This is a genomic window from Pseudomonas sp. Sample_11, from assembly GCF_004307505.1.
Lineage (GTDB): Bacteria > Pseudomonadota > Gammaproteobacteria > Pseudomonadales > Pseudomonadaceae > Aquipseudomonas > Aquipseudomonas atacamensis.
The window spans coordinates 1-25,950 of the sequence record NZ_RCOD01000001.1; the positions used below are offsets into that span (position 1 = coordinate 1).

Annotated in this window: 19 protein-coding genes; 12 read left to right on the plus strand and 7 right to left on the minus strand. The window is 59.1% G+C overall.

Going from position 1 to position 25,950, the window contains the following annotated elements; all coding sequences use genetic code 11:
* The first annotated feature begins 179 nt into the window (after positions 1-179).
* Entirely contained in the window at positions 180-2,072 is a 1,893-nt protein-coding gene (mrdA, locus tag D8U60_RS00005) for a penicillin-binding protein 2 (protein WP_130899187.1), read from the plus strand.
* A 47-nt stretch (positions 2,073-2,119) separates the two neighbouring features.
* Here mrdA and D8U60_RS00010 read toward each other — a convergent pair whose 3' ends face one another.
* Positions 2,120-2,524: a lysozyme inhibitor LprI family protein gene (locus tag D8U60_RS00010; protein ID WP_110646747.1), complete on the minus strand. Its 405-nt coding sequence runs from the start codon at positions 2,522-2,524 to the stop codon at positions 2,120-2,122.
* Between the two features lie 40 nt (positions 2,525-2,564).
* Positions 2,565-3,479 carry an ADP-ribosylglycohydrolase family protein gene (locus tag D8U60_RS00015; RefSeq protein ID WP_122699497.1) on the minus strand — a complete coding sequence of 305 codons (915 nt, stop codon included), beginning with the start codon at positions 3,477-3,479 and terminating at the stop codon, positions 2,565-2,567.
* A gap of 176 nt (positions 3,480-3,655) precedes the next feature.
* On the opposite strand from D8U60_RS00015, the gene D8U60_RS00020 reads away from it, so the two are divergent.
* A complete protein-coding gene (locus tag D8U60_RS00020; protein ID WP_016775506.1) occupies positions 3,656-4,144 on the plus strand; it encodes an SRPBCC family protein in 489 nt (162 codons plus the stop codon).
* Positions 4,145-4,458: 314 nt separating this feature from the next.
* Here the strand turns inward: D8U60_RS00020 and acnA are convergent, their stop codons facing one another.
* The gene (gene acnA / locus D8U60_RS00025) at positions 4,459-7,200 is read right to left on the minus strand and encodes an aconitate hydratase AcnA (protein WP_122699496.1); all 2,742 of its coding nucleotides are present in this window, start codon (positions 7,198-7,200) and stop codon (positions 4,459-4,461) included.
* Between the two features lie 222 nt (positions 7,201-7,422).
* Between acnA and rlmM the strand changes: the two genes are divergently transcribed.
* Entirely contained in the window at positions 7,423-8,496 is a 1,074-nt protein-coding gene (rlmM, locus tag D8U60_RS00030) for a 23S rRNA (cytidine(2498)-2'-O)-methyltransferase RlmM (protein ID WP_041477361.1), read from the plus strand.
* 144 nt (positions 8,497-8,640) lie between these two features.
* Positions 8,641-8,889, plus strand: coding sequence for a sulfurtransferase TusA (tusA, locus tag D8U60_RS00035; protein ID WP_122699495.1), 249 nt, complete (start codon positions 8,641-8,643; stop codon positions 8,887-8,889).
* Positions 8,890-8,937: 48 nt separating this feature from the next.
* Here tusA and D8U60_RS00040 read toward each other — a convergent pair whose 3' ends face one another.
* Positions 8,938-10,347 (minus strand): MATE family efflux transporter, encoded by a 1,410-nt coding sequence (locus D8U60_RS00040; protein WP_122699502.1) that lies wholly within the window; start codon positions 10,345-10,347, stop codon positions 8,938-8,940.
* 160 nt (positions 10,348-10,507) lie between these two features.
* On the opposite strand from D8U60_RS00040, the gene pdxB reads away from it, so the two are divergent.
* Positions 10,508-11,653, plus strand: a complete 1,146-nt coding sequence (gene pdxB / locus D8U60_RS00045) for a 4-phosphoerythronate dehydrogenase PdxB (RefSeq protein ID WP_122699494.1) — start codon at positions 10,508-10,510, stop codon at positions 11,651-11,653.
* Positions 11,654-11,807: 154 nt separating this feature from the next.
* Here pdxB and D8U60_RS00050 read toward each other — a convergent pair whose 3' ends face one another.
* Complete coding sequence (locus D8U60_RS00050; protein ID WP_024013646.1) at positions 11,808-11,987, minus strand: PA1571 family protein; 180 nt, start codon at positions 11,985-11,987, stop codon at positions 11,808-11,810.
* Between the two features lie 258 nt (positions 11,988-12,245).
* On the opposite strand from D8U60_RS00050, the gene D8U60_RS00055 reads away from it, so the two are divergent.
* Positions 12,246-14,018 (plus strand): ABC transporter transmembrane domain-containing protein, encoded by a 1,773-nt coding sequence (locus D8U60_RS00055; protein WP_177435427.1) that lies wholly within the window; start codon positions 12,246-12,248, stop codon positions 14,016-14,018.
* Positions 14,019-14,157: 139 nt separating this feature from the next.
* On the opposite strand, the gene D8U60_RS00065 is transcribed toward D8U60_RS00055, so the two are convergent.
* Positions 14,158-16,086 carry a transglycosylase SLT domain-containing protein gene (locus tag D8U60_RS00065; protein ID WP_122612723.1) on the minus strand — a complete coding sequence of 643 codons (1,929 nt, stop codon included), beginning with the start codon at positions 16,084-16,086 and terminating at the stop codon, positions 14,158-14,160.
* Between the two features lie 214 nt (positions 16,087-16,300).
* On the opposite strand from D8U60_RS00065, the gene D8U60_RS00070 reads away from it, so the two are divergent.
* The gene (locus tag D8U60_RS00070; RefSeq protein WP_039760799.1) at positions 16,301-18,223 is read left to right on the plus strand and encodes an ATP-binding cassette domain-containing protein; all 1,923 of its coding nucleotides are present in this window, start codon (positions 16,301-16,303) and stop codon (positions 18,221-18,223) included.
* A gap of 105 nt (positions 18,224-18,328) precedes the next feature.
* Here D8U60_RS00070 and D8U60_RS00075 read toward each other — a convergent pair whose 3' ends face one another.
* The gene (locus D8U60_RS00075; RefSeq protein WP_016775498.1) at positions 18,329-18,766 is read right to left on the minus strand and encodes a universal stress protein; all 438 of its coding nucleotides are present in this window, start codon (positions 18,764-18,766) and stop codon (positions 18,329-18,331) included.
* A gap of 103 nt (positions 18,767-18,869) precedes the next feature.
* On the opposite strand from D8U60_RS00075, the gene D8U60_RS00080 reads away from it, so the two are divergent.
* From D8U60_RS00080 to topA, 5 genes are all read left to right on the plus strand, one after another.
* Positions 18,870-19,307, plus strand: a complete 438-nt coding sequence (locus tag D8U60_RS00080) for a hypothetical protein (RefSeq protein WP_122699491.1) — start codon at positions 18,870-18,872, stop codon at positions 19,305-19,307.
* A gap of 525 nt (positions 19,308-19,832) precedes the next feature.
* Entirely contained in the window at positions 19,833-21,980 is a 2,148-nt protein-coding gene (gene fadB / locus D8U60_RS00085; protein WP_130899190.1) for a fatty acid oxidation complex subunit alpha FadB, read from the plus strand.
* Between the two features lie 29 nt (positions 21,981-22,009).
* Positions 22,010-23,185: an acetyl-CoA C-acyltransferase FadA gene (gene fadA, locus D8U60_RS00090; RefSeq protein WP_016775495.1), complete on the plus strand. Its 1,176-nt coding sequence runs from the start codon at positions 22,010-22,012 to the stop codon at positions 23,183-23,185.
* A 93-nt stretch (positions 23,186-23,278) separates the two neighbouring features.
* Positions 23,279-23,515 (plus strand): DUF1653 domain-containing protein, encoded by a 237-nt coding sequence (locus tag D8U60_RS00095; RefSeq protein ID WP_016775494.1) that lies wholly within the window; start codon positions 23,279-23,281, stop codon positions 23,513-23,515.
* A gap of 114 nt (positions 23,516-23,629) precedes the next feature.
* On the plus strand, positions 23,630-25,950 hold a 2,321-nt coding region (topA, locus tag D8U60_RS00100; RefSeq protein WP_130899191.1), incomplete at its 3' end, for a type I DNA topoisomerase.

The following is a 25,950-nucleotide window of genomic DNA, read 5'->3' on the forward strand; positions in this document are numbered from 1 at the left end:
ACCCCAATTGCGAAAGCAGTTGGGGTTTTGTTTTGCCTGCGAGAAAGTTTTCAGCCTGCCACCGGGGAAATTCATCCTGAAGTGGATGGCGAGTTTTGGTATGGTGCAGCTCGTTTTTTAACGGACTGATGTCCTGCCCACGGATCGGCACTCATTTATGTCAAAGAGTTGCTGTAGAAATGCCTGAACCAATCCCGATCAAGGATCATGAAAAAGAGACGCGGCTGGTCAACAAACGATTGATCGCCTGCGCTCTGTTTGTCTTCGCCATCAGCTGCGCTCTGGTGGTGCGCCTGTACATCCTTCAGGTCGTGGAATTCGACTACCACTCGACCATCTCCGAAAACAATCGCGTCCATGTCCTCCCGATACCGCCAACGCGTGGATTGATCTACGACCGCAACGGTGTGTTGCTCGCCGACAATCGCCCCAGCTACAACCTGACCATCACCCGTGAGCGTGCCACCGACGTCAATCAAGAATTGGACGAAGTCATCAACTTGCTGCACTTGCCTGCTGAAGACCGCACGGTATTCGACAAGGCGATGAAGCAATCCCGGCATCCGTTCACACCGGTCACCCTGTTTTATGAGCTGACGGAAGAGCAGATTGCCGTCCTGGCGGTTAACGAGTTTCGCTTACCGGGACTTGATGTCGAACCGCAGTTTGTCCGGCACTATCCCCTAGGCGCACATTTCGCCCATTCGATCGGTTATGTCGGTCGGATCAATGAAAAGGAAGCTAAAACCCTCGACTCCGTGGAATACCGAGGTACGCAATCCATTGGTAAAACCGGTATCGAGCGTTTTTATGAGACGCAGTTGCACGGCCATGTCGGTTACGAAGAAGTCGAGACCAATGCTCAAGGCCGCGTGCTGCGGGTGCTCAAACATACCGATCCGGTGCCAGGTAAAAACATCGTCCTTAGTCTTGACGTCAAACTGCAGGAAGCCGCCGAAGCTGCTTTGGGCGACCGTCGTGGTTCAGTGGTAGCCCTTGATCCGTCCACGGGAGAAGTGCTGGCGATGGTCAGCAATCCGAGTTTCGATCCGAATCTGTTCGTCACCGGGATCAGTTCGAAGGAATATTCAGCGTTGCGCGATTCCATCGACCGTCCGCTGTTTAACCGCGTACTGCGCGGCCTGTACGCCCCAGGCTCGACGATCAAGCCGGAAGTCGCCATTGCTGGTCTGGACGCCGGCGTCGTGACCCCGCAGACCCGCGTATACGATCCCGGCTATTACCAACTGCCGGACTTCGATCACAAGTATCGCAACTGGAACCACAGCGGTGATGGTTGGGTGGACATGGACGCGGCGATCATGCGCTCGAACGACACCTACTTCTATGATCTCGCGCACAAGCTTGGCATCAATCGTCTGCACGACTACATGGCGATGTTCGGCCTTGGTGAAAAAGTCTCGCTGGACATGTTTGAAGAATCCCCCGGTCTGATGCCATCGCAGGCGTGGAAACGCGCTACACGGCGACAGGCCTGGTATCCCGGCGAGACAGTTATTCTCGGCATCGGCCAAGGCTACATGCAGGTCACCCCGCTGCAATTGGTCCAAGCCACGGCACTGATTGCCAACAAAGGGATATGGAATCGGCCGCACCTGGCCAAGTCGGTCGACGGTATAGCGCCGGTTGACGAGCACCCGATGCCGAACATTCTGCTCAAGGACCCGCGCGATTGGGAGCAGGTCAATCACGGTATGCAGATGGTCATGCACGATGCTCGAGGCATCGCCCGAGCGGCGGCTGCGGGGGCGCAATATCGCATCGCCGGCAAGAGTGGTACGGCGCAAGTGGTGGCGATCAAGCAGGGTGAGCGCTACAACCGCGAGAAAACTCTGGAACGCCACCGTGACAACGCCCTGTTTGTAGGATTCGCACCGGCCGAACATCCAAAGATCGCTATCTCGGTGATGATCGAAAACGGCGAGGCGGGTGGTCGTGTTGCCGGTCCAGTAGTGCGGCAGATCATGGACGCCTGGTTACTCGATCAGGAAGGCCACCTCAAGCCGCAATACGCAGCGCCGAGCAAAGCACCGGGTGATCCTCACGTCTGAGGCGTAACGGTTTCACAGCACAGGCTCCCCATAAGCGGAGCCTGTGATTATGCACCGGGTACCGGGCAACTCATATCACCTTCCTCACACTTCAAATATTGCTTGAGCGACTCGACGCGCGTCTTGGTCATTCCCGTCAGGCAGTCGCTGTAAATCAATGGATAGACACTTCCGCCGTCCACCCCAGAAGCCGAAAACTTGCACTCGGCATCCCGGAAGCTGACCCACGCCCGCTGCGCGTTGACCAGCAGCTTCTTTCCGTCCGGGTTATCCTTCAGGCGTCCGGTGATCTGCTGATAGAGCGTATTCAATTCCTTGTCCGCCGCTTTGAAGGCTTGCCCCGCGCATTGATTCATCGTCGCCTGATCGCTGGCGTTGGCGCAATCAACGGCGGCATGGGCGAAAGGGGCAAACAAAAAAGGCACAGAGGCCAGAAGCAGACGCACTGACATAAGGTTCTCGCTATCTCGAGTGGAAAGGGTGTATCGATTGTTATGTACGTAGCCGGGACGCCTCAAGCAAGCGATCCGCAGTGGCGGTGATTTCCTCGCCTTCATGCAACTGCTCCAGCCAGTGCTCGGGGATCGCCCGAGCGCCGTAGTAAGCACCTGCCAACTGACCCACGATAGCAGCCGTTGTATCCGCATCATCACCGAGATTGGCTGCTTTCAACACCGCTTCGGCGAATGTCTGCGTATGGTGAAAGCACCACAAAGCGGCTTCCAGCGATTGGATGCTATAGCCACTGCCTTTTATTTCAGTTTCCGCTTTGTGGAGGTACTCACCCTGAGCAATCGCAACCACCTTGGGCTGGGAAAGCTTAAGCAGTGGCGCCCGGCGAAGCTGTGTTTTCTCCGCACCCTCAAGCGCTCGTGCAATCAGATCAGCCAGCAATTGGCAGCACTCGATTGCCTCCGGCGTCGCATGGGTTGTGCGCGAACTGTCGGCAGCGTGGATCTGGATCCGTCGAGCGTCCGGAAAATAAAACAGCACGACTGGTGCCAACCGCATCAGCGACCCGTTACCAGCTGTCAACGGATCAGTCGACCCTGCGAAAGGCTCCCCGGTTCGCTGATACTGTTCCAGCGCCTGGCTCACGGTTATGCCGATGTCGAAACATTCACCGGTGGAGCTCAGATATCCCCATTTCCACCAATTGAGATAGCGGCCCATCTGATCTGCCGCGTCGAAACCGTTTTTGCGCAGCAGGCTCTCGGCCAGGCACAGTGCCATTGAAGTGTCATCGGTCCATTGCCCAGGCTTGAGCTGAAACGGACCACCGCCGATCATGTCGGTCAGCGGCTGGAATGATCCTCGCGGTTGGAACTCAACCGTTGTGCCGACCGCATCGCCGCAAGCCAGGCCGAGGAGGGCGCCGCGATACCGATCGGCAAGAGAGGGCTGCATGATTCGTCCTTGTTTCTGCGGATTCGCTGGAAAGATAACAGGTCATGCGGCGTCGATCACAGAGCGCAAACTACCGCAGAATGTGTCCGCTCGAATCGGTGTCTACAGCGCTTCGATACAACTTCGCATTGGACATGTGGTCATACAAGCCTAGTGTTCAGAACAGGAGGTGACGTATGAAACCAGTACCTAACAGTTTCGAACGCAAGATCACGCTCAAGGCGTCGCGTTCCCACGTCTGGCGTGCATTGGTCGATGCAGAGGCGTTTGGCCAGTGGTTTGGCGTGGCGCTCGAGGGCCGGCGTTTCATTGCCGGCGAGTGGACGCAGGGTCAGGTCACTTACCCCGGTTATGAACACGTATTGTGGAATGTGCTGATCGAGCGGGTCGAGCCGCAGCAGCTGTTTTCTTTCCGCTGGCACCCGTATGCGGTCAACCCGAAGATCGACTACTCACAAGAGCCGACCACATTGGTCAAGTTCGAATTGCAGGACTTTGAAGACGGCACTCTACTCAAGGTCTCGGAATCCGGCTTCGCGCACATCCCTGATATCCGTCAGAAAGAGGCGTATTACATGGACAGTCGCGGCTGGGAGGAGCAGTTGAGCAGGCTTGAACAGTTTCTCGCCGAAAGCGCCAGGGCTCGTGAAAGCGGCGGTGCCTGACGGGTCTAAGGGTTTTCGGAAGTGTTTGTATGGCGAATGTCTTACACGTGTTGGTAGCTTTTACGACTATTGCTGATTGGATCCACTGGGTAATCTACACACATCAACTGAGACACAGGGAGTGTTTCAGGATCATGGACGATCGACCATCGCAAGGATCGCTGCCGACAGGGAGTCGATAATGGTCTTGGGAAAAACCCGCTTCGGCGGGTTTTTTTTCGCCTGAATGCAGGAGCCGCCGGAGGCTGCGATCTTTTGATCCTGCTTTTGAAAGCCAAGTCAAAAAGATCACAGCCTGGGCGAATGTCACCCCGTCACGAAGCAATCAACTGCCGCAACACATAATGCAGAATCCCCCCGGATTTGAAGTACTCAACTTCATTCAAGGTATCAATCCGGCACAAGACTTCAATCTTCTCCTGACGCCCATCCTCGCGAGTGATAACCAGCGGCAGGTTCATCCGCGGCCTTAGCTCGACGCCGGTCAATCCCAGAATCTCGAACGTCTCTTTGCCGGTCAGATTGAGGCTCTTACGGTTCTGATCAAGCTTGAACTGCAACGGCAGCACACCCATGCCGACCAGATTAGAGCGGTGAATACGTTCGAAGCTCTCCGCAATCACGGCTTTGACGCCCAGCAGATTGGTGCCTTTCGCCGCCCAGTCACGACTCGACCCGGTGCCGTACTCCTGACCGGCAATCACCACCAACGGCGTCCCCGAAGCCTGATATTTCATCGCTGCGTCATAGATCGCCATTTTTTCCCCGGTGGGAATGTAAATGGTGTTCCCGCCTTCCTCGCCCCCAAGCATCTCGTTGCGAATACGGATGTTGGCAAACGTGCCGCGCATCATCACTTCATGATTGCCGCGACGGGAACCGTAGGAGTTGAAGTCGCGCGGCTCGACGCCTTTTTCCTGCAGGTATCGCCCGGCCGGGCTGTCGATCTTGATGTTGCCGGCGGGGGAGATGTGGTCGGTGGTCACTGAATCGCCGAGCGAGGCCAAAACCCGCGCACCTTTGACGTCTTTGACTTCCGGCAGCGGGCCGGAAATGTCGTCGAAGAAAGGTGGATGCTGAATGTAGGTCGAATCGTCCTGCCAGACGTATGTGGCCGCTTGCGGCACCTCGATGGCCTGCCATTGCTCATCACCGGCAAACACTTCGGCGTATTCCTTGTGGAACATCGCCGTGTTGACCTGATTTACCGCTTCGGCGATTTCCCGGCTGCTCGGCCAGATATCGCGCAGGTATACCGGATTGCCCTGCTGATCCTCACCCAGCGGTTCGCTGCTGATATCGGTGCGCACGCTGCCAGCCAGTGCGTAGGCGACGACCAGCGGAGGCGAGGCCAGCCAGTTGGTTTTCACCAGTGGATGCACGCGACCTTCGAAGTTGCGGTTGCCGGACAAGACCGACGCGACGGTCAGATCGGCTTTCTGAATGGCTTTCTCGATCGGCTCCGGCAGTGGCCCGGAGTTGCCGATGCAGGTGGTGCAACCGTAGCCGACCAACGAAAACCCGAGCTGATCAAGGTACTGAGTCAGCCCGGCAGCTTTGTAGTAGTCGGTGACCACTTTCGAGCCGGGGGCCAGTGAGCTTTTCACCCACGGCTTGCGTGTCAGACCTTTTTCGACGGCTTTTTTCGCAAGCAGTCCAGCAGCCATCATCACGCTCGGGTTGGAAGTGTTGGTGCAGGAAGTGATCGCGGCGATGACCACGGCACCGTTTTTCAGGCGATAGGTCTTGCCCTCGTATTCGTAGTCCGCTTCACCGACCAGATCGGCGTTGCCCACCGCCACGCCGCCACCGCCCTCGCTTTCCAGGCGGCCTTCTTCCTTGCTGGTGGGTTTGAATTGCAGGTCGATGAAATCACTGAAGGCCTGCGCGACGTTCGGCAGGGAGACGCGATCCTGCGGTCGTTTCGGCCCGGCCAAGCTGGCTTCGACGCTGCCCATGTCCAGGGCCAGGCTGTCGGTGAACACCGGCTCCTGACCCGGCAGACGCCACAGGCCTTGAGCCTTGGTGTAGGCCTCGACCAGCTTCACCACTTCCGGCGGCCGGCCGGACAAGCGCAGGTATTCCAGCGTGACATCGTCGACCGGGAAGAAGCCGCATGTCGCACCGTATTCCGGGGCCATGTTGGCGATGGTCGCGCGGTCGGCCAATGGCAGGTCGGCGAGACCGTCGCCATAGAATTCGACGAATTTGCCGACCACGCCTTTCTTGCGCAGCATCTGCGTCACGGTCAACACCAGGTCGGTTGCGGTGATACCTTCCTTGAGCTTGCCGGTGAGCTTGAAGCCGATCACTTCCGGAATCAGCATCGACACCGGTTGCCCAAGCATCGCCGCTTCCGCCTCGATCCCGCCAACGCCCCAGCCGAGCACGCCGAGACCGTTGATCATGGTGGTGTGGGAGTCGGTGCCTACCAGGGTGTCAGGGAACGCGTAGGTGCGGCCATCCTCGTCTTTGGTCCAGACGGTGCGGCCGAGGTACTCAAGGTTGACCTGGTGGCAGATGCCGGTGCCCGGCGGGACCACGCTGAAGTTATCGAACGCACTCTGGCCCCAGCGCAGGAAGGCATAGCGCTCGCCGTTGCGTTGCATTTCGATGTCGACGTTCTGTTCAAACGCACTGGCGCTGGCAAACTTGTCGACCATCACCGAGTGGTCGATCACCAGATCCACCGGCGACAACGGATTGATCCGCTGCGGATCGCCGCCGGCCTTGGCCATTGCCGCACGCATGGCGGCGAGATCGACCACGGCGGGGACGCCGGTAAAGTCCTGCATCAATACACGGGCAGGGCGGTACTGGATTTCGCGATCGGAGCGGCGCTCCTTGAGCCAGGCGGCGATGGCTTTGAGGTCAGCGCCGGTGACGGTTTTTTCGTCTTCCCAGCGCAGCAGATTTTCCAGCAGGACCTTCAATGACATCGGCAGCTTGTCGAGATCGCCCAAGCTTTTGGCGGCTTCCGGCAGGCTGAAATAGTGGTAGGTCGTGGCGTCGATTTGTAGGGTTTTCAGTGACTTCAGACTATCGAGGGACGGCATTACGATCACTCCTTTGAGTCCGCACGGCTACGGACTGAGGGGACGGGCAGAGCATTAAACCTAGCCCTGTTTTGAGTAGCTGGCTAATAACTGGACTCTATCGGCGCAACCATGGTTCCGACTTCAGCTATCATGCGCCGGTTTTCGTGACAGGCATTGCGGCAACGCAAGGCTTGAGCATCGCGCAGCGGCCGAATGATCGACCGCTGCCCAGGAGTAAGAATGAACACCCTATTCATGCATTGCCGGCCCGGCTTCGAAGGCGAAGTCTGTTCGGAGATTTCCGATCTCGCCGCCCGTCTCAATGTCGCCGGTTACGCCAAAGCCAAAACCGCCACGGCCTGCGCCGAGTTTGTCTGCACCGAAGCCGACGGCGCCGAACGCCTGATGCGCGGTCAGCGTTTCGCCGAATTGATCTTCCCGCGGCAGTGGGCGCGCGGCTTTTTCATCGATCTGCCGGAAAACGATCGCATCAGCGTAATCCTCGCGCACATGGCCGATTTCCCGGTGTTTGGCAGTCTGTGGCTGGAAGTGGTCGATACCAATGACGGCAAGGAACTGTCGAATTTCTGCAAAAAGTTCGAAGGCCCGCTGCGCAAGGCGCTGACCGCCGCTGGCAAACTGGTGGAAGACGCCAGCAAGCCGCGTTTGTTGCTGACCTTCAAAAGTGGTCGCGAAGTGTTTCTCGGCATGGCCGATGCCGGCAATTCGGCGATGTGGCCGATGGGCATCCCGCGCCTGAAGTTTCCTCGCGAGGCACCCAGCCGTTCGACCTTGAAGCTGGAGGAGGCGTGGCACCACTTCATTCCACGTGATCAGTGGGAAGACCGCCTGCACAGCGACATGACCGGCGTTGACCTCGGCGCCGCGCCGGGCGGCTGGACCTGGCAACTGGTCAACCGTGGCATGCTGGTGACGGCTATCGACAACGGCCCGATGGCTGAAAGCCTGATGGAAACCGGGCTGGTCCAGCATCTGATGGCAGACGGTTTCACCTTCAAGCCCAAGCAGCCGGTGGACTGGATGGTTTGCGACATTGTCGAGAAACCGGCGCGCAACGCGGCGATGCTGGAAGAATGGATCGGCGAGGGGCATTGCCGCGAGGCAGTGGTCAACCTGAAGCTGCCGATGAAGCAGCGTTATGCCGAAGTGAAACGTCTGCTCGAGCGCATTGCCGATGGATTCAAGGCGCGTGGGATCAAGGTTGATATCGGCTGCAAGCAGCTGTATCACGACCGCGAGGAAGTGACTTGCCATTTGCGCCGGCACGACACCAGGAAAACCAAATCGCGCTGACACAACACTGAACCTGTGGGAGCGAGCCTGCTCGCGAAAGCGGTGGGGCTGACGGATTGCCTTCGCGAGCAGGCTCGCTCCCACATGGGTTGGACGATATCCCAAGCAATGCGCGACAATGCCGGCCAGTTTCTGGAGTGAACCATGAGTGAAATGATCGATACCCCGGTCGACGGCACCCTCGACGCCACCGGCCTCAATTGCCCGGAGCCGGTGATGATGTTGCACCAGCACATTCGCGATCTGGTACCCGGCGGCCTGCTCAAGGTGATCGCCACCGATCCCTCGACCAAGCGCGATATCCCCAAGTTCTGCGTGTTTCTTGACCATGAGCTAGTCAGCCAGCATGAACAGGCCGGCACCTATCTGTACTGGATTCGCAAGAAGTCCTGAATCAGGGCAAAAAAAGACCTGCAAAAGCAGGTCTTTTTTTATGGGTGTTCAACCCGCCGAACGACTGATCCGAATCCGCTTGCGCGCGCTGCGTGTCAGCCGGATCGACAGCATCAGCGCCGCGCAGCTCAAACCGACGATCAAACCCTGCCACAAACCGCTCGGACCGCGTGGCTCGCCGAGCCAATCGGTCAGGCCCAGCGCATAACCGACCGGTAAACCAATCCCCCAGTAGGCGAACAGGGTCAGGATCATCGTCACCCGAGTATCCTGATAACCACGCAGTGCGCCTGCTGCGGTCACTTGGATTGCATCGGAAAACTGGAATAGCGCCGAATAGACAATCAGCATCGCCGCAATGTGAATCACCGTTGGATCAGCGGTATAGATCGCCGCAATCGGCTCGCGCAGCGCCAGCATCAGACTCGCCGACAGGCAGGCGTAGGCCAGCGCCGTGCCCATGCCGACTCCAGCGGCAAAGCGCGCCTCTCGCGGTTCCTCGCGGCCCAGCGCCTGGCCGACACGCACGGTAACCGCCATGCCCAGCGAGTACGGGATCATGAATACCAGCGAGCTGACGTTCAGCGCGATCTGATGCCCGGCCACCACCGTCGCGCCGAGGCTGCCGATCAGCAGGGCGATCACAGCGAAGATGCTCGACTCGGCAAACACCGCGATGCCGATCGGCAAACCAATCGACAGCAGACGTTTGATCACCGCCCACTGCGGCCAGTCGAAACGGCTGAACAGTTCGCTTGAGCGATAGGCTGGTGCCCAGCGTTCGTACCCGGCCAGGCCCAGCGCCATCACCCACATCACGATCGCCGTGGCCCAGCCGCAACCGACGCCGCCCATGGCCGGTACGCCGAAGTGGCCATAAATGAAGATGTAGTTCAACGGGATGTTCAATGCCAGACCGCACAGGCCCAGCACCATGGCCGGGCGGGTGCGGCCGATGCCGTCGCTGGTGCAGCGCAGCACGTGATAGAAGGCCACCGCCGGCAAGCCGCTGGCGATGCCGTGCAGATATTGCATGCACGGGCTGATCAGCTCCGGATCGACTTTCATCAGATGTAGCACCGGCTCGGCGGCGACCAGCATCGAGGTGGCGATCAATCCGACTACCAATGCCAGCCACAACGCCTGACGCACGATCGGGCCGATCTCGCTGTGCTTGCCGGCGCCGAAACGCTGGGCGACTTTTGGTGTGGTGGCCAGCAGGGTGCCGGTCATCAACAGAAACACCGGGACCCAGATCGAGTTGCCCAGTGCCACTGCCGCCAGGTCCTTGGGCCCGACGCGCCCGGCCATCACCGCATCGACGAAGCCCATGGCCGTGGTCGCCAGTTGCGCGATGATGATCGGCAGGGCCAGGGCGAGCAGGTTTTTCAACTCCAGGCGAATCCGCGCAGGGCGGCTCAGCGAGACGGCGACAGGTTGGTCAGTTACAGGGTTCACAGGCAAAGCGTCCAGAAAGTATTGATGCGCAGAGCGGCGCATTCTACGCCGCTGACGCCTCGGTCAGGAAATATCCTCTGTTGCGTATTTGTAAGCGCAAACCCTGCTGGCTGATCGACGCGTCAGCACCTAAACTGCCGATCCGCCCAAGGAGCACGCCATGCTGATTGTTGCCGACGAAAATATCCCGCTGCTCGATGCCTTTTTTGCCGGTTTCGGCGACATCCGCCGAGTGCCGGGCCGCTCCATTGACCGCGCGACGGTCGAGCACGCCGATGTGTTGCTGGTGCGTTCGGTGACCAACGTCAATCGTGCGCTGCTTGAAGGCAGCAAGGTGCGCTTTGTCGGCACCTGCACCATCGGCACCGATCATCTGGATCTCGATTACTTCAACGAGGCCGGGATCTGCTGGTCGAGCGCGCCGGGGTGTAATGCCCGTGGGGTGGTCGATTACGTACTGGGCAGTCTGATGACGCTGGCCGAAATCGAAGGGGCTGATCTGACGCAGCGTACTTACGGCGTTGTCGGCGCCGGTGAAGTGGGGGGGCGCTTGATCAAGGTCCTGAAGGGCCTGGGCTGGAACGTCAAGGTTTGCGACCCGCCACGGCAGGCTGCCGAGGGCGGCGATTATGTCAGCCTTGAGCAGATCATCGAACAGTGCGACGTGATCAGTCTGCATACGCCATTGACCCGCAATGGCGACGACGCGACGTGGCACCTGTTCGATCAGCAGCGTTTGCAGCAACTCAAGCCGGGTGCATGGTTGATCAACGCGGCGCGCGGCCCTGTGGTGGATAACGTTGCGCTACGTGAGGTGCTGCTGGAGCGCGAGGACCTGCAAGCGGTGCTCGACGTCTGGGAGAAGGAGCCGGAAGTCGACCCTGCGCTGGCCGAGCTCTGCGTATTGGCCACGCCCCATATTGCCGGTTACAGCCTCGACGGCAAGCAACGCGGGACCGCGCAGATCTATCAGGCCTACTGCGCTTTCATTGGCCAACCTGCAGCTATCGCGCTCAGCGATCTGCTGCCAGCAACCTGGTTGTCGGAAGTTTCCCTGCACGCTGACAGCGATCCGGCATGGGCGCTGGCGATGTTGTGCCGGGGCGTGTACGACCCGCGCCGCGATGATGCGGATTTCCGCCGCAGTCTGGTGGGAAATGTCGCTGAGCAGCGTGCGGCGTTTGACGTGTTGCGCAAGCAGTATCCGGTGCGCCGCGAGATTGAAGGGCTGAAGGTGCGAATTGAAGGTGATGCGCCCAGGTTGCGGCAGATTGTGGCGGCGCTGGGGGCAACCCGTGTCCTGTAGGAGCTGTCGAGTGAAACGAGGCTGCGACCTCTTGATCTTGCTTTTTGAAGATTAAAAGATCGCAGCCTTCGGCAGCTCCTACAGGATTCGCAGCTAAATTACAGACATAAAAAACCCGGCCAATCAGGGCCGGGTCAGGAAGACGGTGGCTACATCACTCTTGTTCGGCAGGCTTGACCAATCGCTTCTCCAGTTCGCGGCAAGCGTCCTGGATCATGTCTTCAGTGATCGGTACTTCGCGGCCCTGTTCATCGATAATCGAGCAACCCAGAGACTGGTCGGGTTTGGTGCGGATCACTTCAATCTTGTCTTCGCTGCTGTGTTGCAAGGACATGGCCTGTCTCCTCATCAGGTTGTGTGCCTAAGTTAAAACCGCCACGTGACCAGGCTGTGACAACTCCCTGCGGTCTGTCGGCGGGCGGCATCTCTACTCAAACAGAAATGACCGCTCGTCTCAACCGCAACCTTAGACCAATCGTTTCTAGCATCCGGACATCCCGGGCATATTTAACCTGACTCATTGTGATTTACAGAGTTCCACCCCATCTGAGTCTGTAGGCTGGCCCGATCCATCTGCGCAGACGTGAACTCCATGATCTCCATGCTCTCTTCCCGACACCGGCGCGCCCTGCGCCTGACCAGTCATTTTCTCCTGCCGTACCGCTGGCATGCCTTCGGCGCTTTGCTCGCGCTGATCGTCACCGCCGGCATTACCCTGTCGATGGGGCAGGGCATCAAGATGTTGGTAGACCAGGGTTTCATGACCCGTTCGCCGCATCTGCTCAATCAGTCCATCGGCATTTTCATGTTGCTGGTGCTCGGGCTGGCGCTGGGCACCTTTGCCCGTTTCTATCTGGTGTCGTGGATAGGCGAGCGCGTGGTCGCCGACATTCGCCGTCAGGTGTTCAATCACCTGGTGTATCTGCATCCGGGCTTTTATGAGGACAACCGCAGCTCGGAAATCCAGTCGCGCCTGACCGCTGACACCACCTTGCTGCAATCGGTGATCGGTTCGTCACTCTCGCTGTTCCTGCGCAATCTGCTGATGGTCATCGGTGGTGTAGTGCTGCTGTTCATCACCAATCCGAAGTTGACCAGCATTGTCGTGATTGCACTGCCGCTGGTGATCGCGCCAATCCTGATTTTCGGCCGCCGTGTGCGCAATCTGTCGCGCCAGAGCCAGGACCGTATCGCCGATATCGGCAGTTACGTGTCGGAAACCCTCGGCCAGATCAAAACTGTGCAGGCCTACAACCACCAGGTGCAGGACGAACAGCGTTTCGCTTCGACCGTCGAGCAGGCGTTCGAAACCGCGCGTAAACGGATCTTCCAGCGAGCGTGGTTGATCACTTTGGTGATCGTGCTGGTGCTTGGCGCGGTGGCGGTGATGTTGTGGGTCGGCGGCATGGATGTGATGGCGGGACGGATATCAGCCGGCGAGCTGGCGGCATTCGTTTTCTACAGCCTGATTGTCGGCAGCGCGTTCGGCACGCTGAGCGAAGTGATCGGCGAACTGCAACGCGCTGCGGGCGCTGCTGAACGCATCGCGGAATTGCTGCGCTCGGAAAACATCATCCAGCCACCGTCGACCGGACTGGTCACTTTGCCAGCGCGAGTCAAAGGAGAACTTGAACTGCGCGACGTGCGTTTTTCCTACCCGTCGCGTCCGCAAAGCTTCGCAGTGGATGGCTTGAGTCTGATGGTAAGGGCGGGCGAAACCCTGGCATTGGTGGGGCCGTCGGGCGCGGGCAAGTCCACGGTTTACGACTTGTTGCTGCGCTTCTACGATCCACGCGAGGGGCAGATTCTCCTCGATGGCGTGCCGCTGACCAGCCTTGACCCGCTGGATCTGCGCCGCTGTTTCGCCCTGGTCTCGCAAACCCCTGCATTGTTCTTCGGCAGTGTGGAGGACAACATCCGCTACGGCTGCCCGACGGCCACGCTTGAACAAGTCAAGGAAGCTGCGCGAATTGCCCACGCCCACGACTTCATCGAACAAATGCCGGACGGCTATCAAACTCATCTGGGAGATGGCGGCCTCGGGTTGTCCGGCGGTCAGCGCCAACGTCTGGCCATTGCCCGCGCCTTGCTGGTAGACGCGCCGATCCTGCTCCTGGACGAAGCCACCAGTGCCCTCGACGCCCAGAGCGAGCATCTGATCCAGCAGGCCCTGCCAACGCTGATGGAAAACCGCACCACGTTGGTCATAGCGCACCGACTGGCCACGGTGAAGAACGCTGACCGCATTGCAGTGATGGATCAAGGCAAGCTGGTAGCGGTGGGGACACATCAGGAGTTGATCGCCAGCAACCCGCTGTACGCGCGGCTGGCGGCGTTGCAGTTTAATGATGGCCAGCCTGATTAACCGACCCAGTAACCGACCCAGTAACCGACCCAGTAACCGACCCAGTAACCGACCCAGTAACCGACCTAGTAATGCGCCATAAAAAATGCCCGTATCTCACGATACGGGCATTTTTCATGATCCGGCGTCAGCCTGGTGATTACTGATCGTCAAAATACCGCTCATGCCAATCCACCAGCGGTTGCGGCGAGTTGAGCTTTTGCCCGTAGATCACCGAGTAGGACAACACGTTCTGCACGTATTGACGGGTTTCGTCGAACGGGATGCTTTCAACCCAGACGTCGAAACTCAGGTGATCAGCGCCGCGCAGCCACTGACGCACGCGGCCGGGGCCGGCGTTGTAAGCGGCGGAGGCGAGCACGCGGTTGCCGTTGAACTGGCTGTGAACCTGGCTGAGGTAAGCGGCGCCGAGCTGAATGTTCTTGTCTGGATTGAGCACCTGCTGCGGCGAAGCCAAGGGGATGCTGAATTTGCGTGCGGTTTCCTTGGCTGTGGCTGGCATCAATTGCATCAGGCCGCTGGCGCCGACGCTGGAGCGCGCGTCGTCCATGAAGGCGCTTTCCTGGCGGGTGATGGCGAACACCCAGCTCGAATGCAGGCCGCGCACCTTGGCCTCACGCACGAGGGTATCGCGGTGCGCCATCGGGAAGCGGATGTCCAGATCGTCCCAGTACTGCGCCTGACTGATGGTGCGGATCGCCGGGAAGTACCATTTCAGGTCGTAGGCCAGTTTGGCCTGGGCGACCATTTCATCGCGGTTGAAATGACGGCTGACGTGATACCACTCGCGACGCCCGTCGACGATCTGCCCGCGTGCATGAAACTCCAGCGCGCGACGTACGCCGGGGGTGTTACGGACTTTGTTGATCAACGCCTGGCTGAGCACCAGCGGCTTGTTGTTCAGCGAGTAAGGCGATTGTGAACGGTCTGCGGCGAGGAAGCCGTAGAAGTCTCGTTCCCGCGCCAGATTCTTGTACAGGGTCAGCGCTTGCGGATTTTGTGGCTCGGCCAGTTCCAGGCTGCGCGCCTGCCAGTAGCGCCAACGGTTGGTGGTGGCCAGGTCTTGCGGCAGACGTTTGGTCAGCTCATAGGCATCGTTCCAGCGTGCCAGACGCAAGAGCAGGCGCAGGCGCCATTCCGAGACGGTGTTGTCGCGCAGCTCCGGATCGTATTTGGTCATGACATCCAGCGCGCGGCTGTCGAAGCGGCGCGCAAGGGTCAGGCCGATCTCGCGAGCGATCGCGACTTTTTCATCACGAGAGAAATGCATGCTGCTGGCGTAACCGTCGAGCAAAGCCATGGCCTTGTCCGGATCCTGCCGAGCGAGGCGGCGCAGGCCGAGGCTGACGACGTCTGACATCGGCTCGTCGGCCGGGGTAAAGCGCGACGGCTGGTTGAGCAGTTCGGGTTTCTGCGCCACGTCGACCAGCAAACGACCGCGCGGGGCGAGGGTGGTCAGGCCGTTGATCAGGCTGTTGGCCAGCGGATAGTTGCGGGCCTGCGCGGCAAGTTTGGTGCGCTCCCAACGTTTCTGCTCGGTAAGCTGGCCGTCGGCAGCCCAGATGCCGAACAGCGCGTCACAGGCGGCGGGTTGCGATTTGCCGGTCAGCCAGAGTTTTTCCGCACTGGCATACCCTTCGGCTTTCTTGTCGTGGCTGATCTGGTACTGCGCGTTGAGGCAGTCCAGTTCGGTGAAATTCAGCTTCGGATCGTAATACTTGACGAAGGTCGCCCAGTCGCCACGGTCGGCGAGCCAGCGCAACCAGCGCAGTTTCATCCAATTGGCCTGCGGCAAATCACCGTGTTCGGCGAGGAATTTCTCGATCTCGGCGTTGCTCGCCGTCTTCAGACGCGCGGTCAGTTCGTCGTAAGCCAGATACGGTTCCAGCGGATAATCGGCCAGCGCCTGGCTGTAACGGAAATACGGGCCAGTATCACCCTTGGCCAAGGCGCGCTTGGCTTCATCGTAATACTGGCGTTGGGTGGACAGGTCCACCGCCTGGACGGATTGAGCGGCAGCGGCGGTAAGAAACAAGCAGGACAAAACACTGAAAAGGCGACTGCGCATGAGACATCCGGGCAGAGAAATCATGACAAGTGCCGATCGGAATCCGCACTGAATTGCCTGTAGCTTAGCCTTTTGCCAGCAAGCGGCGAAAGCTTTGCGAGCCTCGCTGCACAAGTTCGCAACAAATGTTGTGCAGAGTGCTTCGACAGACAAATTGCCGGCCTGCTCAAGCCTCAAGTCAGGTAGAATGCGCGCCCGGTTTTTGGAGAAGCTCATGACCCTGCTCAAATTCAGCGATGTGTCCCTTGCGTTCGGCGCTATGCCGTTGTTGGACAAGGTGTCCTGGCAGATCGCCCGTGGTGAGCGGGTGTGCATCATCGGCCGCAACGGCACTGGCAAGTCCAGCATGATGAAGCTGGTCAAGGGCGACCAGAAGCCCGATGACGGCTCGGTGTGGCGTGCCCCCGGTCTGAAAATCGGCGAACTGCCGCAAGAATTGCCAGTGGCCGACGACCGGACGGTATTCGACGTGGTGGCTGAAGGCCTCGATGGTGTTGGCGCCTTGCTCGCCGAATACCATCACCTGAGCCAGAACATCGTCACCGACGCCGATCTGGACAAGCTGATGCACGTTCAGCACGACCTCGAAGCCCGTGACGGCTGGCGCCTGCAGACGCTGGTCGACAGCACCCTCAGCCGCCTGCAACTGCCGGCCGACAAGACCCTCGCCGAGTTGTCCGGCGGCTGGCGTCGTCGCGTGCTGCTGGCGCAGGCGCTGGTGTCCGAACCGGACCTGCTGCTGCTCGACGAACCGACCAACCACCTGGACATCGGTGCGATTGCCTGGCTCGAAGAAGCGCTGAAAGATTTCCAGGGCGCCGTGCTGTTCATCACGCACGACCGTTCCTTTTTGCAAAACCTCGCCACGCGCATCCTCGAACTGGATCGCGGTGGCCTGATCGACTGGAACGGCGACTACGCCAGTTTCCTCGTGCACAAAGAAGCGGCGCTGGCCGCTGAAGAAACCGCCAACGCGCTGTTCGACAAGCGTCTGGCTCAGGAAGAGGTGTGGATCCGTCAGGGTATCAAGGCCCGCCGCACTCGTAACGAAGGTCGCGTGCGCGCCCTCAAAGCCCTGCGCGTTGAGCGCAGTGAGCGTCGCGAGCGTACCGGCAAGGCCAACATCCAGCTGGAAACCGCCGACAAATCCGGCAAGCAGGTGATGGTCCTCGAGAACGTGAGCTTCGCGCACCCGGGCGGGCCGTTCCTGATCAAGGATTTCTCCATGGTCCTGCAGCGCGGCGACCGTATCGGTCTGCTCGGCGCCAACGGTACCGGCAAGACCACCCTGTTGAAACTGATGCTCAGCGGTCTGCAACCGACCAGCGGTAAAGTGGAAGAGGGCACACGCATCGACGTCGCCTACTTCGACCAGTTGCGCCATCAGCTGGATCTGGAAAAAACCGTGATCGACAACGTCGCCGAAGGTCGCGACTTCATCGACATCGACGGGCAGAGCCGCCATGTGCTGAGCTATCTCGGTGATTTCCTGTTCAGCCCGCAGCGTGCACGCACGCCGGTCAAGGCGTTGTCCGGTGGCGAGCGTGCGCGTCTGTTGCTGGCGAAGCTGTTCAGCAAGCCGGCCAACCTGCTGGTACTCGACGAACCGACCAACGACCTCGATGTGGAAACCCTCGAGCTGCTCGAAGAAGTGCTGCTGACCTTCAACGGCACCGTGCTGATGGTCAGCCACGACCGGGCATTCCTCGATAACGTGGTGACCAGCACCCTGGTCTTCGAAGGTGAAGGCAAGGTTCGTGAATATGTCGGCGGCTATCAGGACTGGATCCGTCAGGGCGGCTCGCCGCGTCTGTTGGGCGTGACTGAAAGCAAGTCGGGCAAGGCTGACCTGAATTCGGCGGTGGTTACCGCTGAGCCGGCTCCGGTGGCTGCGCCTGCCGCTGCCGCTCCGGTTGCCAAGAAGAAACTGAGCTACAAGCTGCAGCGCGAGCTGGAAGCCTTGCCGGGCGACATCGACGCCAAGGAGCAGCAGATCGCCGCGGTTGAAGCGGAAATGGCTGAAGCCGGTTTCTACCAGCGTCCTCCGGCGGAAACGGCCAAAGTGATTGCTTCGCTGGAGCAATTGCAGGCCGAGCTGGATGCGTTGGTGGAGCGTTGGGCCGAGCTGGATGCCTGATTGCTGCTGATGTGAAAAAGCCCGGCGCTCAGTGATGAGCGCCGGGCTTTTCATATGTAATGCGATCTACAGGCTGGAACAAATCACCTGCGGGAGCGAGCCAGATCAGCGTTTGACCAGGTGCACCGCCAGTACATCGCATGGCGCACCGTGCAGCACATCATTCGCGGTCGAGCCGAGCAGCAGTGCCAAGCCATGACGGCCATGGCTTCCGACCACGATCAGATCGCACGCTTGTTCCTTGGCGAAATGATGGATTTCCTGGCGTGGCTGGCCGTAGGTCAGATGGCAATTGGCGCCTTCGAGCTCGGGGTATTTCGATTTGAGTTTTTCAAGACGCTCCTTGGCCTGATCAAACTGCTGTTGTTGCAGTTGTGACAGGTCCATCGGCACGTCGCCACCGAAGGCCATGGCCATTGGTTCAACGATATGCACCAGCGACAACTTGGCAGCGTTGCTCACCGACAGCTCGCGGGCGCGGTGGATCACAGGGTCGCACTCTTCGGTCAGATCTACGGCGACCAGTATGTGGTGGTAGGGCATGAGGTGCTCCTCCTGAGGGTTCGATATTGGTAAGTATGGCTGGTTTCAAGCGCATTGGTTCGCAAGTGACACAATGGGCTCATCAAAAATCGGGAGTACAGATATGACGGTCTGGCTGGTGGTGTCAATCCTGCTGGTAGTTTTAAGTCCACTGGCATGGTTGCGCCCATCGCGCACGCAGAGCGGGCGCATGGCCTTGCGCATGGAGGCGCGACGCATCGGCCTGGCGATGCAGCTGGCGCCGCAGGAGTGGCCGCACTGGCTGCTGCCGGAGCCGCCGAATCCCTGCGCCCAGTACCACCGACCCCGACGTGGCAGTCAACCGGCGTGCTGGACCTATTGGCAGAAAACCCCGGGCGTGTGGGTCAATCAATGGCAAGAAGTCTGCGATGACCGGACCCTGCTCGATTATTTCGAAAAATTGCCGGGGAATGTTTTCAAGATCGAAGCGGACAAGCAGATGATCGCCTTGTACTGGGGCGAGAAGGGCGAGGCGACGGTTCTGCAGGATATCGACACGACGCTGAAAGCGCTGGCGTGAAACGGCGACTTTTCTCACTGCAACGGTGTGGAAGGTCTGGCAGACGAGCAATAAAAAGCCCGACATGATTCGTCGGGCGGGTTGGCCAGGCAGGCCGGTAATCTTTTGTTGCGGCAGGCGCTTGTTCGCCTCGGCAAATTTCCTCGCAGTCCACCCAGCGTAGCCTTCTGAACAGGGCTCGGCGGAAATTAGGGCGACTTTTCTAACTATTGATTCTATGAATGGCTCAACATCGAGACGGGTGTTGCTGCTCATCATGGTGCAGAAATGACTGCAAAGTCGCATTTCAGCCCGAATTTAGGGCGATTGACAATTGTCAGAAATTCCGTGAAGGTGACGTACCCGAATCAAACGGGCGTATGAATTGAGCGTTTGTCTTACAGACTGCTCCTACAGAATCCCGACTATCGCGTTGGCGGGTGTGCCAGGCGGACGGTGTCAGTATCGACGAGCAAAGCGTCCTTCTGAGCCATAAGCCTGCGTCCGACGTGTACTGTTCAGCTTCCATATCGTGGAGATCAGTTGATGATTTACGAAGGTAAAGCCATCACGGTTAAAGCTCTTGAAAGTGGCATCGTCGAATTGAAATTCGACCTCAAGGGTGAGTCCGTCAACAAGTTCAACCGTCTAACCCTGAACGAACTGCGTCAGGCCTTAGACACCATCAAGGCAGATGCTTCGATCAAGGGCGTGATCGTCAGCAGCGGCAAGGACGTATTCATCGTCGGCGCCGACATCACCGAATTTGTCGACAACTTCAAGCTGCCGGATGCCGAGCTGGTTGCTGGCAATCTCGAAGCCAACAAGATCTTCAGCGATTTCGAAGACCTCAACGTGCCAACCGTCGCTGCCATCAACGGCATCGCCCTCGGTGGCGGTCTGGAAATGTGCCTGGCGGCTGACTATCGCGTCATGTCCACCAAGGCCAAGATTGGTCTGCCGGAAGTCAAACTGGGCATCTACCCAGGCTTCGGCGGCACCGTGCGTCTGCCGCGCCTGATCGGTGTCGACAACGCCATCGAGTGGATTGCCGCCGGCAAGGAAAACCGCCCGGAAGACGCGCTGAAAGTCAGCGCCGTCGACGCCGTAGTCGCCCCTGAAAAATTGCAGGAAGCTGCCCTCGAGCTGATCAAGCGCGCCATCTCCGGCGAGTTCGATTACAAGGCCAAGCGTCAGCCGAAACTTGAAAAACTCAAGTTGAACGCCATTGAGCAAATGATGGCTTTCGAAACCGCCAAAGGTTTCGTGGCTGGCCAGGCCGGCCCCAACTACCCGGCCCCGGTTGAAGCGATCAAGACCATCCAGAAAGCCGCGAACTTCGGTCGCGACAAGGCGCTGGAAGTGGAAGCTGCAGGCTTCGTCAAACTGGCCAAGACCTCTGCTGCGCAGAGCCTGATCGGCCTGTTCCTGAACGATCAGGAACTGAAGAAAAAGGCCAAGGCCTACGACGAAATCGCCAAGGACGTGAAGCAGGCTGCCGTACTGGGTGCCGGCATCATGGGTGGCGGCATCGCCTATCAGTCGGCCTCCAAAGGCACGCCGATCCTGATGAAGGACATCAACGAGCACGGTATCGAGCAGGGTCTGGCCGAAGCCGCCAAGCTGCTGGTCGGCCGCGTTGACAAGGGTCGCATGACCGCTGCGAAGATGGCTGAAGTGCTCAACGGCATTCGTCCGACGCTGTCGTACGGCGACTTCGGTCACGTCGATCTGGTCGTCGAAGCTGTGGTCGAGAATCCGAAGGTCAAGCAAGCGGTGCTGGCTGAAGTCGAAGACAAGGTCAAAGAGGACACCATCCTCGCGTCCAATACCTCGACCATTTCCATCAGCCTGCTGGCCAAGGCCCTCAAGCGTCCGGAAAACTTCGTCGGCATGCACTTCTTCAACCCGGTGCACATGATGCCGCTGGTGGAAGTGATCCGTGGCGAGAAGTCCAGCGAACTGGCGATCGCCACTACCGTTGCCTACGCGAAGAAAATGGGCAAGAACCCGATCGTCGTCAATGACTGCCCGGGCTTTTTGGTCAACCGCGTGCTGTTCCCGTATTTCGGCGGTTTCGCCAAGCTGGTCAGCGCCGGTGTCGACTTCGTCCGCATCGACAAGGTCATGGAAAAATTCGGCTGGCCGATGGGCCCTGCGTACCTGATGGACGTGGTTGGCATTGACACCGGTCACCACGGTCGTGACGTGATGGCTGAAGGTTTTCCGGACCGCATGAAGGATGACCGTCGTTCGGCCATCGACGTACTGTACGAAGCCAAACGCCTGGGCCAGAAGAACGGCAAGGGCTTCTACGCCTACGAGGCCGACAAGAAAGGCAAGCAGAAGAAAGTCGCCGATCCGTCGGTACTCGAAGTGCTCAAGCCGATCGTTTACGAGCAGCGCGAAGTCACTGACGAAGACATCATCAACTGGATGATGATCCCGCTGTGCCTGGAAACCGTGCGTTGCCTGGAAGACGGCATCGTTGAAACCGCCGCCGAAGCCGACATGGGTCTGGTTTACGGTATCGGTTTCCCTCCATTCCGTGGCGGTGCGCTGCGCTACATCGATTCGATCGGTGTCGCCGAGTTCGTTGCCCTGGCTGACCAGTACGCTGATTTGGGCGCGCTGTACCACCCGACCGCGAAGCTGCGCGAAATGGCCAAGAACGGCCAGAGCTTCTTCGGTTAAGCGCCCCCAACTAGAGTGAGAGTGAACTTATGAGCTTGAATCCTAGAGACGTCGTGATTGTCGACTTCGGTCGTACTCCGATGGGCCGCTCCAAGGGCGGCATGCACCGCAACACCCGCGCCGAAGATATGTCGGCGCACCTGATCAGCAAACTGCTGGAACGCAACAGCAAGGTCGACCCGGCGGAAGTCGAGGACGTGATCTGGGGCTGCGTCAACCAGACCCTGGAGCAGGGCTGGAACATCGCGCGCATGGCGTCGCTGATGACCCAGATTCCGCACACCTCGGCCGGCCAGACCGTCAGCCGTCTGTGTGGCTCGTCGATGAGCGCGCTGCACACTGCTGCGCAAGCGATCATGACCGGCAACGGTGACGTGTTCGTGGTCGGCGGCGTCGAGCACATGGGCCACGTGAGCATGATGCATGGTGTCGATCCGAACCCGCACATGTCGCTGTACGCGGCGAAAGCCTCGGGCATGATGGGCCTGACAGCTGAAATGCTTGGCAAGATGCACGGCATCACTCGTGAGCAGCAGGATGCCTTTGGCGTGCGTTCCCACCAGTTGGCCCACAAGGCGACCGTGGAAGGCAAGTTCAAAGACGAAATCATCCCGATGCAGGGTTACGACGAAAACGGTTTCCTGAAACTGTACGACTACGACGAAACCATTCGTCCGGAAACCACCCTGGAAAGTCTGGCGGCGCTCAAGCCGGCATTCAATCCGAAGGGCGGCACCGTGACTGCCGGTACTTCGTCGCAGATCACCGATGGTGCTTCGTGCATGATCGTGATGTCGGCGCAGCGTGCACAGGACCTGGGCATCCAGCCAATGGCGGTTATCCGTTCGATGGCAGTGGCCGGTGTGGACCCGGCAATCATGGGCTATGGTCCAGTGCCGGCAACACAAAAAGCCCTGAAGCGCGCAGGCCTTGGCATCAACGATATCGACTTCTTCGAGCTCAACGAAGCTTTCGCCGCACAGGCCTTGCCAGTGCTGAAAGATCTGAAAGTGCTCGACAAGATGAACGAGAAGGTTAACCTGCACGGCGGCGCGATCGCCCTGGGTCACCCGTTCGGTTGCTCCGGTGCACGTATTTCCGGCACCCTGTTGAACGTGATGAAGCAGAATAGCGGCACCTTCGGGGTGGCCACTATGTGCATTGGTCTCGGCCAAGGCATCTCCACCGTCTTCGAACGCGTTTAAGCGTCTCGTCGATGGAAGCCGGGGCCCAGTGCCCCGGTTTTTGTTTTTGGGTTTTTTATTTATTTTTGAAAAGATTTCAGTGAGGGCCGAAGCATGCCGATACAACCTGGGCTCTACCAACATTACAAAGGTCCGCAATACCGTGTATTCAGTGTTGCGCGGCATTCCGAAACCGAAGAAGAAGTGGTCTTTTACCAAGCCCTGTATGGCGATTACGGCTTTTGGGTGCGCCCGTTGAGCATGTTCGTCGAGTCGGTCGAGGTTGACGGCGAGCAGGTGCCGCGCTTTGCTTTGGTGCAAGCCGAACCGAGCCTTTTTGACAAGGCATGAGGCGACTGCGCAGACAACCCTGCGCTTGACCTCACCTTGTATCAACTATATATAGCGGTGCCGCGTCAGGCGCCAACCGCCTTTCACTTCTAGAATTCAGGAATTTTCTGATCCATGGGCAAATCGCTGGTCATTGTGGAATCCCCGGCTAAGGCCAAGACCATCAACAAGTATCTGGGTAACCAATACGTGGTGAAGTCGAGTATCGGCCATATCCGAGACCTGCCCACCAGCGGTTCGGCTAGCGCCAGCAAAGAGCCAGCCGCCAAGCGCGGCAAGGCTGCTGCGGGCGAAGGTCCGGTGCTCTCGCCGAAAGAGAAAGCGCGCAAGCAGCTGGTCTCGCGCATGGGCGTCGATCCCGAACACGGCTGGAAAGCCCAGTACGAGATCCTCCCGGGCAAAGAAAAGGTCATCGAAGAGCTGCGCCGGCTCGCCAAGGATGCTGACACCATCTATCTCGCAACCGACTTGGATCGCGAGGGGGAAGCCATTGCCTGGCACCTGCGCGAAGCCATCGGTGGTGATGACAGCCGTTACAAGCGCGTGGTGTTCAACGAGATCACCAAGAAGGCGATTCAGGAAGCCTTCTCCGAGCCGGGCGAGCTGGACATTGATCGTGTCAACGCCCAGCAGGCGCGTCGTTTCCTCGACCGCGTCGTCGGCTACATGGTATCGCCGCTGCTGTGGGCCAAGATCGCCCGTGGTCTGTCTGCCGGGCGCGTGCAATCGGTTGCGGTGAAACTGGTGGTCGAGCGTGAGCGCGAAATCCGTGCGTTCAATCCCGAAGAATACTGGGAAGTGCATGCCGATCTCGGTACTGCCAAAGGCTCGACCGTGCGTTTCGAAGTGGCTCGCGAAAAAGGCGAAGCCTTCAAGCCGCTGAACGAAGCCCAGGCCATGGCTGCGCTGGAGAAGCTTAAGTCTTCCAGCTACAGCATCGTCAAGCGCGAAGACAAACCGACCAGCAGCAAGCCATCGGCGCCTTTCATCACGTCGACCTTGCAGCAGGCTGCGAGCAACCGCCTCGGTTTCGGCGTGAAGAAAACCATGATGATGGCCCAGCGTCTGTACGAAGCCGGCTACATCACTTACATGCGTACCGACTCGACCAATCTCTCGGCCGACGCCGTGGCGATGGCGCGCACTTACATCGAGGACGAATTCGGCAAGAAGTACCTGCCGGAATCGCCGAACGTCTACAGCAGCAAGGAAGGCGCGCAAGAGGCTCACGAAGCGATTCGTCCGTCCGACGCCAACACTACGCCAAGCAAGCTGGCGGGCATGGAGCGTGATGCCGAGCGTCTGTACGAGCTGATCTGGCGCCAGTTCCTCGCCTGCCAGATGCTGCCGGCGCAATACCTGTCGACCACCGTCAGCGTCGGTGCTGGCGACTTCGAGTTGCGCGCCAAGGGCCGTATCCTCAAGTTCGACGGTTACACTCGGGTGATGCCGCAGATTGCCAAGCCTGGCGATGATGACGTGCTGCCGGACATGGCCCAGGGCGATGTGATGAAGCTGATCAAGCTCGATCCGTCGCAGCATTTCACCAAGCCACCGGCGCGTTATTCCGAAGCCAGTCTGGTCAAGGAGATGGAAAAGCGCGGCATCGGTCGTCCTTCGACCTACGCTGCGATCATTTCGACCATTCAGGATCGTGGTTATGTGACCCTGCACAACCGTCGTTTCTACTCGGAAAAGATGGGCGACATCGTCACCGAGCGTCTGTCCGAGAGCTTCTCCAATCTCATGGACTACGGCTTCACCGCCGGCATGGAAGAGAACCTCGATGATGTGGCGCAGGGCGAGCGCGACTGGAAAAACGTGCTGGACGAGTTCTACGGCGACTTCAAGAAGAAACTCGAAGTAGCGGAAAACCCGGACAGCGGCATGCGCGCCAACCAGCCGGTAATGACTGACATTCCGTGCACCACGTGCGGTCGTCCGATGCAGATTCGTACCGCATCGACTGGCGTGTTCCTCGGCTGCTCGGGCTACAGCCTGCCGCCGAAGGAGCGCTGCAAGGCTACCGTCAACCTGGTGCCGGGCGATGAAATCGCCGCGGACGACGAGGGCGAATCGGAATCGCTGGTACTGCGCGGCAAGCATCGCTGCCCGATCTGCAGCACGGCGATGGACGCCTACCTGCTGGACGAAAAGCGCAAGTTGCACATCTGCGGCAACAATCCGGATTGCGCTGGTTACGAAATTGAAGAGGGCAGCTATCGCATCAAGGGCTATGAAGGTCCGAGTCTGGAATGCGATAAGTGCGGCAGCGAGATGCAGCTCAAGACCGGCCGTTTCGGCAAGTTCTTCGGTTGCACCAACCCGGAGTGCAAGAACACCCGCAAGCTGCTGAAGAGCGGTGACGCGGCGCCGCCGAAGATGGATCCGGTGAAGATGCCTGAGCTGAAATGCGAAAAGGTCAACGACACCTA